Annotated in this window: 15 protein-coding genes, 1 tRNA gene and 1 pseudogene; 1 reads left to right on the top strand and 16 read right to left on the bottom strand. The window is 51.7% G+C overall.

What is annotated here, in order from left to right:
* Positions 1 to 221: 221 nt before the first annotated feature.
* From EKM83_RS11275 to EKM83_RS11200, 16 genes are all read right to left on the bottom strand, one after another.
* On the bottom strand, positions 222 to 566 hold the full coding sequence (locus EKM83_RS11275; protein WP_125577497.1) for a YlbF family regulator: 345 nt from the start codon (positions 564 to 566) through the stop codon (positions 222 to 224).
* Between the two features lie 89 nt (positions 567 to 655).
* Complete coding sequence (locus EKM83_RS11270; protein ID WP_125577495.1) at positions 656 to 2,746, bottom strand: PBP1A family penicillin-binding protein; 2,091 nt, start codon at positions 2,744 to 2,746, stop codon at positions 656 to 658.
* A gap of 165 nt (positions 2,747 to 2,911) precedes the next feature.
* Positions 2,912 to 3,379, bottom strand: coding sequence for an arginine repressor (locus EKM83_RS11265; RefSeq protein ID WP_125577493.1), 468 nt, complete (start codon positions 3,377 to 3,379; stop codon positions 2,912 to 2,914).
* A gap of 194 nt (positions 3,380 to 3,573) precedes the next feature.
* Positions 3,574 to 4,827, bottom strand: a complete 1,254-nt coding sequence (purD, locus tag EKM83_RS11260) for a phosphoribosylamine--glycine ligase (protein ID WP_125577491.1) — start codon at positions 4,825 to 4,827, stop codon at positions 3,574 to 3,576.
* Positions 4,828 to 4,855: 28 nt separating this feature from the next.
* Entirely contained in the window at positions 4,856 to 5,434 is a 579-nt protein-coding gene (gene purN, locus EKM83_RS11255; RefSeq protein ID WP_125577489.1) for a phosphoribosylglycinamide formyltransferase, read from the bottom strand.
* Complete coding sequence (gene purM, locus EKM83_RS11250; protein WP_125577487.1) at positions 5,427 to 6,452, bottom strand: phosphoribosylformylglycinamidine cyclo-ligase; 1,026 nt, start codon at positions 6,450 to 6,452, stop codon at positions 5,427 to 5,429. The genes purN and purM overlap by 8 nt, the downstream gene beginning before the upstream one ends.
* Before the next feature lie 13 nt (positions 6,453 to 6,465).
* Positions 6,466 to 7,902 carry an amidophosphoribosyltransferase gene (purF, locus tag EKM83_RS11245; protein WP_125577485.1) on the bottom strand — a complete coding sequence of 479 codons (1,437 nt, stop codon included), beginning with the start codon at positions 7,900 to 7,902 and terminating at the stop codon, positions 6,466 to 6,468.
* Positions 7,878 to 10,106 carry a phosphoribosylformylglycinamidine synthase subunit PurL gene (gene purL, locus EKM83_RS11240; protein WP_125577482.1) on the bottom strand — a complete coding sequence of 743 codons (2,229 nt, stop codon included), beginning with the start codon at positions 10,104 to 10,106 and terminating at the stop codon, positions 7,878 to 7,880. Before purL ends, purF begins: the two co-directional genes overlap by 25 nt.
* On the bottom strand, positions 10,099 to 10,776 hold the full coding sequence (purQ, locus tag EKM83_RS11235; protein WP_125577480.1) for a phosphoribosylformylglycinamidine synthase subunit PurQ: 678 nt from the start codon (positions 10,774 to 10,776) through the stop codon (positions 10,099 to 10,101). The genes purL and purQ overlap by 8 nt, the downstream gene beginning before the upstream one ends.
* Positions 10,773 to 11,030: a phosphoribosylformylglycinamidine synthase subunit PurS gene (purS, locus tag EKM83_RS11230; protein WP_125577478.1), complete on the bottom strand. Its 258-nt coding sequence runs from the start codon at positions 11,028 to 11,030 to the stop codon at positions 10,773 to 10,775. The genes purQ and purS overlap by 4 nt, the downstream gene beginning before the upstream one ends.
* A complete protein-coding gene (gene purC / locus EKM83_RS11225) occupies positions 11,017 to 11,754 on the bottom strand; it encodes a phosphoribosylaminoimidazolesuccinocarboxamide synthase (RefSeq protein ID WP_191987419.1) in 738 nt (245 codons plus the stop codon). The genes purS and purC overlap by 14 nt, the downstream gene beginning before the upstream one ends.
* Positions 11,755 to 11,759: 5 nt before the next feature.
* Positions 11,760 to 12,890 (bottom strand): 5-(carboxyamino)imidazole ribonucleotide synthase, encoded by a 1,131-nt coding sequence (gene purK / locus EKM83_RS11220; protein WP_125577473.1) that lies wholly within the window; start codon positions 12,888 to 12,890, stop codon positions 11,760 to 11,762.
* Positions 12,874 to 13,356, bottom strand: coding sequence for a 5-(carboxyamino)imidazole ribonucleotide mutase (gene purE, locus EKM83_RS11215; protein ID WP_125577534.1), 483 nt, complete (start codon positions 13,354 to 13,356; stop codon positions 12,874 to 12,876). Before purE ends, purK begins: the two co-directional genes overlap by 17 nt.
* A 379-nt stretch (positions 13,357 to 13,735) precedes the next feature.
* A complete protein-coding gene (gene argS / locus EKM83_RS11210; protein ID WP_125577471.1) occupies positions 13,736 to 15,427 on the bottom strand; it encodes an arginine--tRNA ligase in 1,692 nt (563 codons plus the stop codon).
* A gap of 310 nt (positions 15,428 to 15,737) precedes the next feature.
* A tRNA-Gly gene (locus EKM83_RS11205) sits at positions 15,738 to 15,808 on the bottom strand.
* Between the two features lie 79 nt (positions 15,809 to 15,887).
* Positions 15,888 to 16,118, bottom strand: a complete 231-nt coding sequence (locus EKM83_RS11200) for a DUF2187 domain-containing protein (RefSeq protein ID WP_125577469.1) — start codon at positions 16,116 to 16,118, stop codon at positions 15,888 to 15,890.
* Between the two features lie 361 nt (positions 16,119 to 16,479).
* Here EKM83_RS11200 and EKM83_RS13485 point away from each other — a divergent pair.
* Positions 16,480 to 17,031, top strand: a pseudogene (locus EKM83_RS13485) (peptidoglycan recognition protein family protein); the annotation flags it as partial.
* Between the last annotated feature and the right edge of the window lie 799 nt (positions 17,032 to 17,830).

The following is a 17,830-nucleotide window of genomic DNA, read 5'->3' as shown; positions in this document are numbered from 1 at the left end:
GCTCGGTCCGGTCCGTCCACCGCGCTCCAACCCATATTTGGCGAACGGTAGGCGGCCAGTTCTCGCTACGAAGTTATAAATGACTAATTTTTATGCCACGAGTTGCGTGATGCCAATGTTTCTAGCTAACTTTCATCTTTCAACCTTTAGCTTTTTAATAAAAAATCGTCGGCGCACCGACCTCACCAAAATGAGTGGTTGCGCCGACGATCAACAAATCCTTAACCCGCGTAAATATCTTGAATGGGTTGCGTAATCGTTTTGTTTAATTGGTTTAACATGGAGTTGACCCCACGTTCTGCTTCCATCAAGTCCTTGATAGAGTCGATCTTACCGACTTGGTCGGCCACTTCGCGGGCGTGCTTCATTTCATCGTCCGTTAATTGTTGGCCGGACATCTGCTTTTGTTGCAAGTCCAATTGAATCTTTTGGAAGTCCTTAAACAACTTGTAGGTGTCGGTATCAGCCTTCATTGCGTTGAATGCTGATTGCAAAGCTTTAAATTGTTCTGAATCTTTGAGTGCTTGGGTAACTTGTTCGCCCAATTCTGCCATTTTGTCGGCCATGTCATTTCCTCCTCAGTGGGCTTTGACGCCCATTTACAATACAAATTCTATTGTACCATGTTAGGCGCTTTCATCCCACCCACATTTGGCTAATTCGTAATGGAATTCCACCAAGACTTCACGGTGTTGGCCGCGTTGTTAAACGACTTGCCGGCATTGTCGATCCCCTTTTGGACGGAATCCCAAATGTCAGTGGCGTCGGTGCCGCTATTGTTGTTGGCGGCCTTAGCAATGGTTGACGCGTCCTTGGTGTTAAACGCGGTGCCCTTGGTGTTCGGCAAGATGCTTTGCATTTCGGCTTGGTACAGCGGCCCTTCGCCAGTACCGCTGACGTTTTCCAAATGGTGCTTGCTACTGGTGTTGTCAAAGCCTTCCCAGGTTGCCACCACCACGTCTGGCGTGTAACCGACGATCCATTTGTCTCGGGTCGCATCGGAATCACCATCGGCTTCGGTGCTCCCCGTCTTACCAGCAATCGTGTAGCCATACGGCTTGGCACTGACCCCGGTCCCGTAGTTGAAGACACCCATCATCATACTGGTCATCTGCTTAGCGGTCTTGCTGGACATGACCTTGGTCGTCTTGGCCTTACTATCCGAGGTGTCAACGACCACGTTGCCCGACGCATCCACAATCTTGCGAATATAATGGGCCGACGACATGGTGCCGTTGTTGGCAAATGCCGTGTAGGCTTGCGCCAGTTGCTGTGGCGAGACCCCAGTCTTCAAACCACCCAGCGCGAGCGCCAGGTTCTTGTCAGACTTGGTCACGGGCAACCCGAATTTCTTCACTGACTCATACCCCTTGTCGACACCAATCTTGTTCAACAGCCAAACGGCCGGCGCATTCTTACTTTGGGCCAACGCCTGGTACATCGGCACCTTGCCGCTGTACTGATTGCCATAATTGTTGGGTGAATAGTGGTTGGTCCCGTAGGATTTCTTCTTATCGGTCAACTCTGAATCATAGTAGTAGCCATTTTCCAGCGCCGGCGTGTAAACGGACAGCGGTTTGATGGTCGACCCCGGTTGCCGCTGCATTTGCGTCGCGCGGTTGTATCCCCGAAAGACGTGTTTCCCCCGGCCACCGACCACGGCTTCTACACCACCGGTATCCGGATCGACCGCAATCGAGGCGGCCTGGACCTTGGTCCCATCGGCGGCGTTGGCGGGGAAGTAACTTGGATTCTTAAACAGCGTCTGCATCTGCGTCTGGTTCGCCTGATCCAGGGTCGTGTAGATCTTATACCCCTTGTTCATGATCTCTGATTCGGTCAGCCCATACTTGCTGACAGCCTCATTGATGACGGCGTCAAAGAAGTACGGGTACTTATAAGAGTTCTTGTAATTGTAGGTGTCGTTGGTCGTCAACGCGGTCGCCTGATACTGCTTAGCTTGCGCGCTGGAAATGGCACCAGTCTCCGCCATCAAGCCCAAGACCACGTTACGCCGTGACCGCGACGCTTGGGGATGGTCGATGGGGTTGTAAGCACTGGGCGACGTCAACATCCCCGCCAATACGGCCGACTCCGGCACCGTCAAGTTCGCCGCGGATTTACCAAAGTAACGATTAGACGCATCCTGCACGCCCCAGACCCCGTTGCCGAAGTAGGCGTTGTTCAGGTACATGGACAAAATATCCTTTTTCGTGTAGACATTTTCGACTTCAATTGATAGAAACAACTCTTTAAATTTCCGCGTGAACGTTTGCTCCTGCGTTAAGTACGCATTCTTCACTAATTGTTGGGTCAACGTACTGCCCCCACCACTAATGTAGTTTTGCCGCAACAGCTTGTTCTTCGCGTACAGGTAAAATGCCCGGCCGATTCCTTTGACTGAGAAACCGTGTTCACGATAAAAGTTCCGGTCCTCCGTTGAAATCACGGCACTTTGCACGTTAGGCGAGATCTTGCGTAACGCCACGTAAGTCCCTTTTTGCGAATACAGGGTCCCTGCCTTTTGATTCTTGCGGTCATAGATCTGCGTTGGATTCTCCAGCGCGGCCTTCAAATCCCCCACGTTGGCGGTCTTCGCCATAAACGTCAGGTAGCCACTCACCACTAAGACGATGGTCAAGACCATGACGATCAGCCAACGTGTCAGCTGGTACCGCCGCCAGAAACGTTTGAAGTGGGCTTTGAAGCCTGACCAAAAATTCTGATTAGGTTCTTGGTTATTCATAGAAATAGCCTCTTCTTATCTCAATTGTATTAGACCTATTTTAGCATAGTCCAGCCGTCACACCACATTTCCCCTGAATCTTTAATAACCCTTAACCGCAGTCTGGGCTGAAAAAAGCGGCCCCAGTCGTTGATTACCGACCAGGTCCGCCCATCTTACTTATGGTTAATGTACGATTTCCGGATTCATTTCACCGGCAATTTCGTCGTGTAACTTTTCTGCGACCTCAGCGCTGGGACTGATAATAAAAATCGTATCGTGTCCCGCCAACGTGCCCGCAATCTCTGGCAAATTCAAATCGTCAAAGATGGCGGCTAGCAGATTCCCGTTACTCGGCAGCGTTTTCAAAATATTGACAAACTCCACCCGCGTTAAGCCAGTGACGACTTCGTTAATCGTTTCGCGCAAGTGCTCCTCTTCACTGCGGTTGCCCGCCTTAAAGATGGTGTAGCGCAGATGACCGTGGCCATCTTGGGCCTTAACGATCTGCATTTCACGAATGTCCCGGGAGATGGTGGCCTGAGTCGCTTGAATACCCACTTCTTCCAAATGTTCCATCAATTCTTCTTGAGTCCCAATCGGGTACTGATTAATGAGTTGCTCAATGCGCGCTTGGCGAATACTTTTTTTCATGGCGACGGCCCTCCCGCATAAAATTGCATTAAGTATAGCAAAGGATCCGGAATTAAGCCACATGCCTCTGCATATTTATAAAGCAAGTGTACCAAATATTCGTTTTGAACGCAAAGACCCCTGCTTAATTTTGTGGAGATCAGGCAACTCACCTAACGCAGTGGATGACTGGCTTTGCCTCTCAGTTGCCAGTCTCATAACGACGGTTGGCCATCGTCATCCCCCAACCCTTGCCAACCGATGTCGTGACGAAACTGCAACGGTCCCGTTGTCAACTGGGCCAGCTGGCCATAAGCCAGTTGCTGGGCCGCCGCCAGTGTTGCCCCATGGGCGATGACTGTCATCACCCGACCACCGGCACTAACCAGGTGTTGCGGTGTGCCACTAACCCCGGCATAATCGGCAGTCGCTAGCGTTGGCACTGGTACGCCAGTTTGCACGTGGGCGGGATAGCCCGGCGCCGCTAAGACCACACCTAAATAGGTCGCGGCCGTTTGCCAAGCTAAAGTGGGTTGGCGCTGCTGGCAAAGGTCGACAATGATTTGGTAAAAATCCCCTTGAAGTTGGGGCAATAAGATTTGGGTTTCCGGGTCGCCCAAGCGTAAGTTGTATTCAATGACCCGAATTCCCGTGGCGGTCAAGATGCCGCCCACGTAGATAACCCCATTTAAGGTCAGGCCATCCGCCTTAAGTCCGGCAATCGTGGGTAAGATGATTTGGTCAATCGTTTGCTGGCGAATCTCCGGCGTCAGTTGGGGCACCGGTGAATAGGCCCCCATTCCCCCGGTATTGGGTCCCGCATCGTGGTCCAACAACCGTTTATGATCCTGGGCGGCCGGTAATAAGCAAAACTTATCGCCGCCGACCAACACCATTTGGGAAAACTCAAATCCGGCCATAAATTCCTCAATCAGGACCGTATCTGTCACCGCAAACGCCGTTGTAATGGCTTGGGTAGCAGCCTCTTGCGTCCGGGCGACGGTGACCCCCTTACCGGCCGCGAGACCATCAACCTTGATCACCTGGGGTAACGACGCCTGGCGGCTATAGGCCACCGCCGCGGCAGTATCGTGAAAAACGGTGTAAGCCGCTGTTGGAATCTGATGACGTTGCATGAAGTCTTTGGCAAAGGCCTTGGAGCTTTCCAGCCGGGCCACCGCCTGATTAGCCCCAAATACCCGGAGACCCGCGGCCGTAAAATAGTCCACGATTCCCGCTGCTAACGGCGCTTCGGGTCCCACAAAGGTTAGGTCAACTCCCACTCGGCGCACGAAGGCAGTCAGATTTGCGAAATCCGTTTCGGCAATAGTGACTGGTTGAATGCCGGATAACGACATCCCCGGGTTACCGGGGGCACAATAAACCGCCGTCACCTGTGGACTGGCCAACATGGCCCGGCCAATGGCGTGTTCGCGGCCGCCACTACCAATGATCAAGACTTTTGCCATGATTATCCCTACTTTCTTCAATGGACGCTTAAATGCAATGCTGCTTTATAAGTTCCTGTAACGTGTCCGGATATAATTGGTGCTCGACCGCGTGAATCCGTGGCGCCAACGTCTCATACGTATCCGTGGGCAAGATGGCGACTGCCCGCTGCGCAATGATCTGCCCCGTATCGATCCCAGCATCAACGAAATGAATCGTGACACCAGTCGTCGTTGCCCCGGCCGCCAAGGCGTCTTCAATACTATGACGGCCCGGAAAATGTGGCAACAATGCGGGGTGCAGATTAATAATGTGTTGCGGATAAGCATCCAATAACGTGGGGCCAATCAAGCGCATATAGCCAGCCAACAAGATGGTGGTGACTTGTGCCGCTTGCAAGCGCGTCAAAATGGCCGCCTCAGCGTTGGCCTTATTTTCGTATGCCTTAAAATCAATGCAAAACACTGGTACCCCGGCAACTGCGGCGCGCTGAACCACAGGTGCATCGGCGTGATCACAGACCAACAACACGATTTGCGCCGGTAACTGGCGATCCTGAATCGCCTGCCACAGTGCAGTAAAATTCGTCCCGTTGCCCGACGCAAAGACTGCCAAACGCTTAACCATTGACGGCCTCCTTAAAGACCACCGGTGTGTCACCAGTCACCACGCGCCCCACTTGATAGGCGGGTTGACGATTGGCCGCCAGTTGCGCTAATGTAGCTGCCCGTTCTTCGGGATGAACGACCAGGACCATCCCCAATCCCAAGTTAAAGGTCTCGCGTAGATCCTGTGGCGTTAACTGGCCCAGTTCTCCCAGCAACGGCATAATGGCGGGTACCGGCCAACTTCCCCAAGCAAATTCGGCGCTTAGACCTGTTGGCAGGGCCCGGGCAACATTTTCGATCAATCCGCCGCCCGTAATGTGAGCCATGCTGGCTACCCGATGTCGGATCAACAAAGGCCAGACGCTGTCGACATAAATTTGCGTCGGTCGCAGTAATTCTGCTTGTAGTGAATGACCCAGCTCGGAAAATTCGTCAGTCAGCGCAAACGCATGTTGCTTAAACAGAATGTCACGGACCAAACTGAATCCGTTAGCATGTAAGCCATTGGATGGCAACCCAATCAGCACATCACCGGCGCGCACATTGGCCGGCGTGAGCAGGTCTCGCCGATTCGCCAAGCCGACCGCAAAACCCGCGAGGTCATAGTGGTCTTGTGTGTACATATCGGGCATCTCTGCCGTCTCGCCGCCAATCAATTGGGCCCCGGCCTGCCGACACCCTTCTACCACACCGGTTAAAATGGCTTGGACCCGTGTTGACTCGGTCTTGCCCAGTCCCAAATAATCTAAGAAAAATAACGGTCGGGCGCCTTGTGCTAAGACGTCATTCACACACATAGCCACCAAATCAATGCCAATCGTGGTGTGCTGCTGGGCCGCGATGGCCACCAGCAATTTCGTTCCCACGCCATCACTGCCGGCGACTAACACGGGATCTGCAGTTAGGTCTTGGTCGGCCAAGGGAAACAGGCCACCAAATGCTCCCAACTGGTCATTTCCGCTCAACTGCTTGACTGTCTTCAAAGCAGCATACCCAGCTGTCAAATCAACGCCGGCTTTTTTATACGCATCACTCATTTCCCCACCCCTTTCATTGCTGTAAATTCGCTTGCACTTCAGCATCATATTCTGCCTGATAATCGTAGAGCGGCGTTGGATAGTCGCCATTAAAATAAGCCATACATAGCCCACCATATGGTGCTGTTGTGGATAGTCCGACGGCATCGATCACCCCGCGTTCGCTTAAAAATGCCAGAGAATCAGCCCCCAGTGTCCGTTGCATTTCGGCAATCGTCTGTTGGGCCGCAATCAATTCCTTAGTCGACTGGATATCAATGCCATAAAAACAGGGATACCGCAGGGGTGGTGAAGCAATTCGCAAATGCACCGCCGCAGCCCCTGCATCCTTTAAGAGTTTCACGATTCGGCGACTGGTGGTTCCCCGCACGATAGAATCATCGATCAACACCACGCGCTTGCCGGCAACGACGCCTTTTACCGCCGATAGCTTCATGCGTACCCCTTGTTCACGCAACGCTTGGGTCGGCTGAATGAAGGTTCGCGCGGAGTATTGATTCTTGATCAAGCCCATTTCGTAAGGTAAGCCACTGGCTTCCGCATAGCCCGAAGCCGCTGAAAGCGAAGAATTCGGGACCCCGACTACGATATCGGCATCCGCTGGCTGTTCACAAGCCAATTGACGACCCATTTGCTTTCTGGCCGAATGAATATTGACCCCATAGATATTAGAATCTGGCCGAGCAAAGTAAATGAATTCCATCGCACAAATGGCTAACTGTGTCTCGGTCGTGTAGTGGCCAATGTGTAAGCCCTGATCATTGATAGTGACCAGTTCTCCGGGATGAACATCCCGTAAGAATTCCGCACCGACCGCATCTAATGCACACGTCTCACTGCAAACTACATAGCCGCCGGTCGGCAACTGACCAATTACTAGTGGCCGTAAGCCATTGGGGTCTAACGCCGCGTACAGACTGTCATTGGTCAACAGGAGATAGGCAAAGCCGCCATGGACTTGTCGTAAAGCTACCTGCAGTTGTTCCGTCAGCGTAGGGGCCATGCTCCGGCGAATCAAATGCATCAAGATTTCGCTGTCCGAGCTGGCATGAAAGATTGCCCCGGCTGCTTCCAACTCCCGCCGCAGTGTGCGCGCATTGGTCAAATTACCATTGTGGGCCAACGCAAACTGGGCATCGCTGAAGTTAAAGGCCAACGGCTGGATATTTTCCAAGCCATGGTTGCCAGCCGTCGCGTACCGAACATGGCCCACCGCTGCTGTTCCTGTCAACCGCGCCAATCGTCGGGGGTCGCGAAAGACGTCGGCTAATAATCCCAAGCCCCGTTCGGACTGCAAGTTGCCATGGTCATTGGCGGTGATGCCCGCCCCTTCTTGTCCGCGGTGTTGCAAGGCATGTAAGCCAAAGTACGTCAACGTAGCGGCGTTTGCCGCGCCAAAGACACCAAAGACACCGCACTCTTCATTTAATCCCTTGATTTCAGTAGGCACGGTATCGCCTCCTCCCATAGCTGTTGTGCTTCACGCACACTAACTTGAATCCGTTGGTCAGCTGCCTGAACTCGTAATTGATCATCTCCAGTCACCTGACCCCAGTAAGTGGCCGCGGTGCCCACGAGCGTTTCAAATGCCGCTTGGTGTTCTGGCCGAATGGAGACGACAAAGCGTGATTGGGTTTCCGCAAACAGGTGTGCTGCTGGCAACTCACTCGTCAACGTGACCCCCAGCCCCCGGCCAAAACACGATTCCGCAATCGCCGTCAATAAGCCCCCTTCAGAAACGTCGTGGGCACTTGCTACGAGGCCGGATTGAATGGCCGTCAAGAGCAAATCTTGATGTTGTTTTTCAATCGTTAAGGAAAAATCAAACAGCGCCCCACTGATGTCTCCCGTCAGTAATTTCTGCAACTCACTGCCGTTAAAGTCACCTTGCGTGGCTCCCAAGACATAGACCAAGTCACCCGGTTGTTTGAAGTCTTGGGTCGTGATGTCTTGATGGCGACGAATCAGACCGACCATGCCAATCATTGGTGTGGGATAAATGGCTTGACCGTTTGATTCATTGTTTAAGGAAACGTTGCCGGATACCACCGGTGTGTCTAGCCGACGACAGGCACGGCTAATTCCCTGCGCAGCTTCATCTAGTTCGTAAAATTGTTCCGGCTTCTCCGGATTGCCAAAATTCAAACAGTCCGTGATGCCTAACGGTTGGGCGCCGGAAGCGACAATATTACGGGCCGCCTCCGCGACAGCCATTTCACCACCTACTCGCGGATTCAGGTATAAGTAGCGGCCATTTACGTCCGTGGTCAGAGCCAAAGCCTTTTCCGTTTGACGAATTCGAATCACCGCCGCATCGGATCCCGGTTGGACGACAGTATTCGTCTGCACCTGTGAATCATAGGTCTGATACAGGGCGCGTTTGGATGCGATGGTCGGTTGTTGTAGCAACTGTTTTAGCGTTGCCACGGCATCCGTGATAACTGGCCGAAATTGTTCGCCATTTTGCTCAGCTAACCGAGCCGGCTGGCGACTGTCCCGTTGGTAGACGGGCGCATCACTGGCCAAGGCGTCGACGGGAACATCCGCTACCAACTCGTGATGATGCCACAAGCGATATTGATGGCCCGTAGTGACCGTCCCAATCGCCACCGCATCGAGACCATAGCGCGCAAACACGTCATAGATTTCGTCTTCCGTTCCCGCCTTGACGCACAGAAGCATGCGTTCTTGCGATTCCGATAACATCAATTCGAAGGCCGACATCCCCGTTTCTCGCTGTGGCACCAAGTCCAAGTTCAGTTCAAGACCACTACCGGCCTTAGACGCCATTTCAGCGGAAGCAGAGACCAAGCCGGCCGCGCCCATATCCTGGATGCCGACCAACGCCGAACCGTGTTGGTGAATCACTTCGAGACAGGCATCCATCAATAACTTTTCCATGAACGGATCGCCCACTTGGACTGCAGAACGTTGGCTTTCACGATCGTCACTGAATTCTGCCGAGGCAAATGACGCACCGCTGATTCCGTCACGCCCCGTTTTAGCACCGACATAAATGATGCGATTGCCCACTCCTGTAGCCTGACCTTTTTGCATATCGGCTTGATCTAAAATACCGACACACATGGCGTTGACCAACGGATTGTGCTGATAGCAAGCGTCAAACCCCGTATCACCACCAACCGTGGGAATACCAATGCAATTGCCGTAACCACCAATGCCGGCCACCACTTGGGAGACCAAATACTTGGTATGTGGTTCCGTCAATTCGCCAAACCGCAAACTGTCCAAAATGGCAATCGGTTTAGCGCCCATGGAGAAAATATCGCGGATGATGCCCCCCACGCCGGTTGCGGCACCTTCATAGGGCTCGATGGCCGAGGGGTGATTGTGACTCTCTGCCTTAAAAACGACGGCCTGACCATCCCCAATATCGATGATGCCCGCACCTTCGCCGGGGCCCGCGATGACTTGATTCCCTTGGGTCCAAAACTTTTTCAACACCGGTTTGGAATTTTTATACGAGCAATGTTCACTCCACATTCCGGAGAATAGCCCTGCTTCGGTATGGGTGGGCAAGCGTTTGAGCACTTGATCGCACAGACGTTGATATTCATCGTCGGTCAAGCCCCATTCCCGGTAGGCCCGGCTGGCCTGAAGTTCTTCTGGTGTTAATGTGCTGGTCTTAGACATGCGTTTCCTCCCGGTGATTTTCAATCAGTGATGTAAACAGACCTAAGCCGTCGATGGATCCCAGCAATTGTTCCACGGCCCGCTCTGGATGGGGCATCATCCCCAACACGTTGCCTTGACGATTGACGATACCGGCAATATTAGCAACACTACCGTTAGGATTATCCACGTATTCAAAGACGATTTGTTGGTGTTCTCGTAAGTCCGCCAAAGTAGCCGCATCGCAATAATAATTGCCCTCACCATGCGCAATCGGCAACTGAATATCTGGTTGCTTCGCGTACGCCGTGGTGAACTGCGTGTGGGGATTACAAACGTGGAGTCGGCTCGCTTGGCAAATAAATTGTGATGAGCGATTTGCGCGCAAGGCACCGGGCAACAGCCCCGCCTCCGTTAAAATCTGAAACCCATTGCAAATCCCCACCACCGGCTTTCCGGCAGTAGCAAATGCCTGAACGGCCGCCATGACCGGAGCAAATCGCGCAATGGCCCCACTTCGTAGATAATCGCCATACGAAAAGCCGCCCGGCAACACCACCGCATCGTAACCCGTCAGCGTCGTCGCCGTCGCGGGGACCAACTCAACAGCGCAATGACAGACATCACGCAAGGCATTGGCCATATCAGCATCACAATTGGAGCCGGGAAAGACAATCACGGCAAACTTCATGCTTGCGTCCTCATTTCCGTAATTTCATAGTGATAGGTTTCCATATTGACGTTGGCAAGCAACCGGTCACACATTTCATTCACTTGCTCCGCAATGGGCCGGTCGCTTTTGGCTACCTGTAATTCAAAATATTTGCCCAATTCAACGGACTGAACATTGTGATACCCCAGGCGTTGTAAGGCGTCATTGATGGCTTCTCCCTTAGGATCAAGGATGGATTCCTTATACGTCACGGTGACCTTAACGAGATACATGGGCGGAACTCCCTTCGATGGTTGCTAAACGCGATAAGACTTCTTGATACACCGGCGTGAGTTCGCCAAGATCGTGCCGAAACACGTCCTTGTCCAACGACCGATGCGTCGCTTGATCCACTAAGCGGCAACTGTCTGGTGAAATCTCATCGGCCAACAAGACTTCTCCCGCCGCCGTTAAGCCGAACTCAAGTTTAAAATCGACCAATTGAATTCCCATCGCCGCAAAGATCTGGCTCAAACGCTCATTAACCCGTAACGCTTGGCGCCGTACCTCTGTTAAAGTTGCTGGACTCGCCAGTTTAAGCGCGTGAATCTGTGAATCATTGATTGCCGGGTCATCTAGCTGGTCACTCTTGTAGAAAAATTCCAACACAGGCGGGGTCAAGCGGGTCAGATGCGCCACGCCAAATTTTCGTTCGAAACTGCCCGATGCCGCGTTTCGCACCACGACCTCCAGTGGCAACATCGTCACCCGTCGCACCAGCTGAACATAGTCGCTGGTCTGCGCAATAAAATGATTGGGAATGCCGTGAGCGGCCAGATCCTGAAAGATCAGACTCGAGATGCGATTATTCAAGAGACCCTTTTGGGCAATGGCCACTTTTCGTTTGCCATTCAAGGCCGTGGCTTGATCTAAGTATTCGACCCACAAGACATCGGGGTCGTTGGTGGCGTACATCGCCTTAGCCTTACCGGTGTAACATAATTCACCTTTTTCAATCACGTTCAATGGTCCCCCTTCAAGGTCGCTAATTCCTGTAACGTTGCCGCAAAATCGTCGGTCAGACAGGTCACATGACCCATCTTTCGCTGTGGCTTGATCTGTTCTTTACCATAATCGTGAAAATGCCAGTCGGGCTGGGTCACCAGTGCCTGACGCGCCACGGCAAGATCCTCACCCAAAAGGTTGCGCATTACTGCCGGTCGTAACTGTTGTATTTCAGGCAACGGTAGCCCACAAATGCTACGAATGTGTGCTTCGAATTGCGAAATATTGCAGGCCTCAATGCTGTAATGACCCGAATTATGGGGCCGCGGAGCCAACTCATTGACCAACAACTCGCCGTTGGCCAAAACAAAAAATTCAATCCCCAAAACACCTCGTAAGTTCAACGCGGTAGCAATTCGTGTGGCAATTTGTTGGGCCTGCCGATGAACTGCTGGCGCCACCCGAGCTGGGGCCAACGTCGTGTGTAAAATGTGGTGACGGTGCTGATTTTCCACTAACGGAAAGGTCACCACGTCGCCGGTGGCACTGCGCGTGACCATCATGGCAACCTCACAAGTAAACTGTTGGCGCGCTTCCAGAATGCAAGGATGTGCCGTCAGGGAGGCAATCTCTAAGGGCAGGACTTGGCCATCTAAGTCCAGCTGACCGTGACCATCGTACCCCCCCGCTACCGTCTTCAAAATGGCCGGCGTTCCCACCTGCGCGATGGCTGCCGGCAGCGCGGATCGGTTGGGTACCGCCGCAAACGGGGTCACCGCAACTCCTAGCTTGGCCAGAAATTGTTTCTCGCGTAGTCGGTTGCCCGTGATATGTAACAGCTCAACGCCTTGGGGCAAGCTGGTCAGCGGGCGGACCGCGCTCAAAGCCTGTTCATCGACGTTTTCAAATTCATACGTCAAAACAGCACTCTCCCGCGCTAACGACTGTAACGCCGCCTGATTTTGATAATCCGCAATCACTTGAAAATCGGCGAGCTGACCCGCCGGTGAATCTGGAGTGGGGTCTAAAATCCCTACGCGATACCCCATTTGCTTGGCACTGACCGTCAGCATTCGTCCCAACTGGCCGCCACCCACGATACCAATCGTCGCTGGCGGTAAAATCACTTGTTCAGAGTTCTTGTTCACTTTGCTGGGCCTCCTGTCGTTGAGTCTGCCGGAAATCTTGTAACGCGCGGGCGACCTGTGGCTCTTGCAAGCCTAGAATCTGCGCGGCTAGCAATGCCGCATTTTTGGCCCCCGCCCGGCCAATGGCCATAGTTGCCACCGGCACGCCAGCGGGCATTTGCACGATCGACAACAACGAGTCTAACCCGTTGAGTGCTTGGGACTGCATCGGCACCCCGATGACTGGAACCAACGTATTCGCCGCCAACATACCGGGCAAATGAGCAGCCCCGCCAGCACCAGCGATAATGACCTGAATCCCCCGCTCACGGGCCTGTTCACCATAGCTCTGTAGCGTCGCCGGCATGCGGTGCGCGGAAATAATTCGTCGCTCACAATCTATCCCTAAATCAGCTAATTGCTGGACGGCCAACTGCATGACCGGCCAATCCGAAATCGACCCCATAACGACCGCAATCTTCGTCATCGCCATCCCTCTTCCCCATATTTTAGGCCAATTTTAGCAAGAATCACGCATCATGTCAATCAAAATAAGAACAATATTAGTTATAAATATATTAATATACGGTTTAAGGGTAACCATTTTAGCGACTAATCAGCTAACCATCACCATTATCACACGCTGACATACCAGCCAGCAGCTAAATATTAATACGTTTATTCCCCAATATCACTAAATCAATAATCCAACGAATAGCCGAACATTCAATCAATTCGGCACTGAACCCGTCTGGTGCACGCCGAAAGAACCACCATCCTTATTCAACGACTGCCACCCCAATTTTTGCCGTAAAAAAAGAGCTTGGAAAAATCTCCCAAACTCTTCACACTTCATTTTAAATTGTTTACATTTCATCTGGTGCTTGGACACCCAATAACCGCAGGCTTTCTTTCAAGACCGTGGAAACTGCCTTGACCAGTGCCAAACGGGCTGGTAAATCTGCGTCTTCCGTCAAGATCTTGGAGTGCGCATAGTACTTGTTAAAGGTCTTCGCTAAGCGAATCGCGTACTTGGCCACCACGGATGGTTCCAGCTCATCGCAAGCCATTTTAACGATAGCTGGGAAATCAGCCAACGTCTTGATGGTATCCCAGGCTTCGGGGTCAGCGACGTGGTTGCCAGCGGCTTGCACGTCAACGTTGCCCGCCTTGCGCAAGATACTTTCAGCCCGCGCGTGAGAGTATTGGACATATGGCCCCGTTTCGCCTTCAAACTTCAGTTGATCAGCTAAGACGAAGTCAATGTTGTTGGTCCGTTCGTTCTTCAAATCACCGAAGACGATGGCCCCCACCCCAACTTGTTTGGCGACTTCTTCCTTGTTAGCCAGGTCAGGGTTCTTTTCGTTGATTTCTTCGCCAGCCAGCTTGATAGATTCTTCCAAGACCTTGGCCAACAAGATGATCCGGCCAGAACGCGTGGACAGCTTCTTGCCGTCTACCGTAATCAGCCCGAATGGTACGTGGTGTAAGTCATCCGCAGATGGGACGCCCATTTCCTTCAAGACGGCCTTCAATTGCTTGAAGTAATACGTCTGTTCGGAACCCACGACGTACAGGTTCTTAGCTGGATGGTAGGTCCGGTCACGGTACAAGGCCGTGGCGATATCCCGGGTGATGTACAGTGACGCCCCGTCGCTCTTCAAGATCAAGGCTGGGTTCAGGTCGTACTTGCTCAAGTCAACCACTTGTGCGCCTTGAGATTCGACCAGCAAATGCTTATCCTTTAAGATCTGCACCACTTCGGCCAACTTATCATTGTAGAAAGCTTCCCCATTGTAAGTATCGAATTTCACGCCCAATTCATCATACACGTCGTTAAATTCTTGCAGGGAAGCCTTCCGGAACCATTCCCACAGGTGATGGGCTTCTGGGTCGCCGTCTTCTAGCTTCTTGAACCATTCACGCGCAATGTCGTCGAGTTCTGGCTTGTCCACGTCTTCCTTGTGGAACCGTACGTAGTATTCGACCAGCTTGTTGATGGGGTCTTTCTTAACATCTTCTTCGTTCCCCCACAGCTTGTAAGCCGTGATCAGTTTCCCGAATTGCGTTCCCCAGTCACCCAAGTGATTGTCCTTGATTGGGTGGTAACCGTTTTTCGTCAAAATTTCAGCGATTGAATTTCCAATCACCGTTGAACGCAGGTGGCCCATGGACATCGGCTTAGCAATGTTTGGCGAAGACATATCGATAGGCACGTTGCCGCCATTGCCGTCTTCGTTGGTTCCGTAGCTGGCCCCAGCTGTCAAGACCGTGTTCAAGGTAGCTTCACTATAAGCACCCTTGTCAAAGAAGAAGTTCAGGTAAGGACCCACGACTTCCACCTTTTCAAAGCCAGTCGTATCCAACTTTTCGGCCAGGTCTTGAGCGATCTGTTGCGGTGCGCGGTGCAAGGTCTTGGCTAAAGTAAACGTGGGAAAGGCCATGTCCCCTTTGTCCGACGTCTTGGGCCGTTCGAGCTTGGCCGCAATCTCATCTGCCGTTAATTGGCCGTCTAAGGCCGTCGCTAACGCTGTGGTGACCGTTTGTTTATAATCCATCCTGTATTCCTCCTATTTCTTGAATGACGTTGATAAGCCTAGTCTACACCATTTGGTTCACGGGATAAAAAAACGTCCCCTACAAAATTATTTGTAAGAGACGAGATGACCCGCGGTACCACTCTGATTGACTTAAAAGTCCACTTTAAAAGTTCATTTAAATGTCGTCTAAGCCCCGTTCCACCAATATTCTTGATCCGGCTCACAGCCTCCCGGACTCGCTGACAAGACTTGATTGATGTACTATTGCCTGGACGGTTAAAACTTTCGAATAATAAGAAAGACGACCTAGAAGGCCGCCCCATTCGAAAGCGGGTGACGGGAATCGGACCCGCGACGCAAGCTTGGGAAGCTTGAATTTTACCACTAAACTACACCCGCACAACACAAATGAGTATAGCATACCATTTGTGAGTTGTCATTATCTTTTTGCAAATAAATTCAAAAAAGTTTGAAAAAACTAGTTTTTATCCGCACTGTTCCCAGTAATCTTAGCAGCGGACTTCCGCACAACGGCACGGTTATTCATGTCGCCCACGGCCGTTTTATCGGCAGGATCATAGTCCCGAATCTCCACTAAAACTGAATTATCATACACTTTGGTAACTTCCCCAGTGAAATCATGTTCCAAGGGCCCAAATTTCTTCGCCGCAACGTAATCGCCAATCTTAATCTCTTTAGTCTCAGCCATTGTTCGTCGCTCCTTTCGTATGCAAAATATCATTATAGTCAAGTTTAACCCCCGAAGCAAGTAAAGTCATCCCCCCGTGGCTGGTAACGGCTTTCCACGAATTTGCAATCGAATTGTAAGGTGATTGAAACAAAATGATAAAACCGAACTTTTCCAAATAGTTCTAGACCAAACACGACATAATACGACTATTACCGTCGAAAATACGAAGAAAATATGATTTTTTAATGAATTTCCGAACAACCTCGCCTTTTGCCAAGTAGAACACGCGTACGCATTGCTTGCGAAAATAAGTTATAATCGAGTCGTTGAATCAGTTCTGTTTAGTTCATAATTAATTTCTATAGGAGGAGCAGACATTATGAAAAAATGGCAACGTTGGGCGGTTCGGGGAATCGCTCTTACCGCAGGATGCTTTGGCCTCTTTTGGGGCAGCAACGCTGTGACGGCCAGCGCCAATTCGATCAATTCGTACATTGCGAATCAACACTACGCAACACCGACGATCACCAAAAATATTTGGTCTGGTTTTCCCAAGAATAGTTACCGTAATGGTAAACCTGAAGGGGTCGTGGTCCACGAAACGGCCAATCCTAATTCCACGATCTATAACGAAATTACCTATATGAAGAATAATTACGGTAACGCGTTCGTCCACACCTTCGTGGATGCCAGCCGCATCATCAACATCGCCAACACGAAGTACCTGTGCTGGGGGGCTGGTCCCGTAGCCAACGCGCGCTACGTTCAATTCGAACAAGTCGAAGTCCACAGCAAGGCGGCCTTCGCTTCCGAATTGAATAACGCCGCCTACTACACGGCTTACATTTTAAAGCAATACGGGCTGACACCTAAGCGTAATTCAACCATCCTGTCTCACCACGACGTTTCGTTGAACCTGGGGGGCACGACCCATACCGACCCCGATGGGTACTGGAAGTCTAATGCTAGCGCCTACTTTGGGACGACGTACACCATGACGGACTTCGTCAACTTGGTGAAGACCCAATACGCTAGCTTGGGGGGCACGACGGACACGGATACCGATACGGATACCGACACGGATCACACGCCCGCAACTCCGAAGAAGACGGTTAAATACAACCACGGTGGTAACAATGAAACGGCCAAACTGGCTAACAACTACACCAAGTGGACCGTCTACAATCACGTTAAGGGTACGAGCGGCGCTTACAAGATCGGTTGGGGTCGTCTGAGTGCGGATCACCGTGGCGCTAAGGTCTACGTTGATTCTCGTGGCGTTAAAAAAGGCGGTTGGAGCGGCACCTGGTACCGCATCCGCTTCGGCAAGAATTCAACTGCCAAGTACTGGGTCTACAACAAGGTCTTGAAGTTCCCTAAGGTCGCCTACAGTGATGCCAGCGGGACTTACACCTTGAACACGGACACCAATTACAAACTGTACAACCACGTCTTGAACTCCAACTACCTGTCCAAGACAACTGGCCACACGACTGATTTTCCGGCCGGCACCAAGGTCACCGTCAACAAGGCCGGTTACAAAGCCAGTGACGGCTCAAACTGGTACCGCATCATTTTAAATGGCTCTTTGTCAACCGGTGTTGATGGGGAGAATTTGAGAGGTTCAATTCACTTACGAATTGGGCCTCTTTTTTGGACCCGGATATTAAATTCAATCTGTATTCTATAGTGGAAGTTGGTCCAGTTGCGGTAGCCGTAGGCGGTGCGTT

Origin of the sequence: Levilactobacillus angrenensis (genome assembly GCF_003946085.1) — a bacterium.
Taxonomy (GTDB): domain Bacteria; phylum Bacillota; class Bacilli; order Lactobacillales; family Lactobacillaceae; genus Levilactobacillus; species Levilactobacillus angrenensis.
The sequence above is the reverse complement of the archived record's forward strand: the minus strand, read 5'-3'. Positions and strand labels throughout refer to the sequence as shown.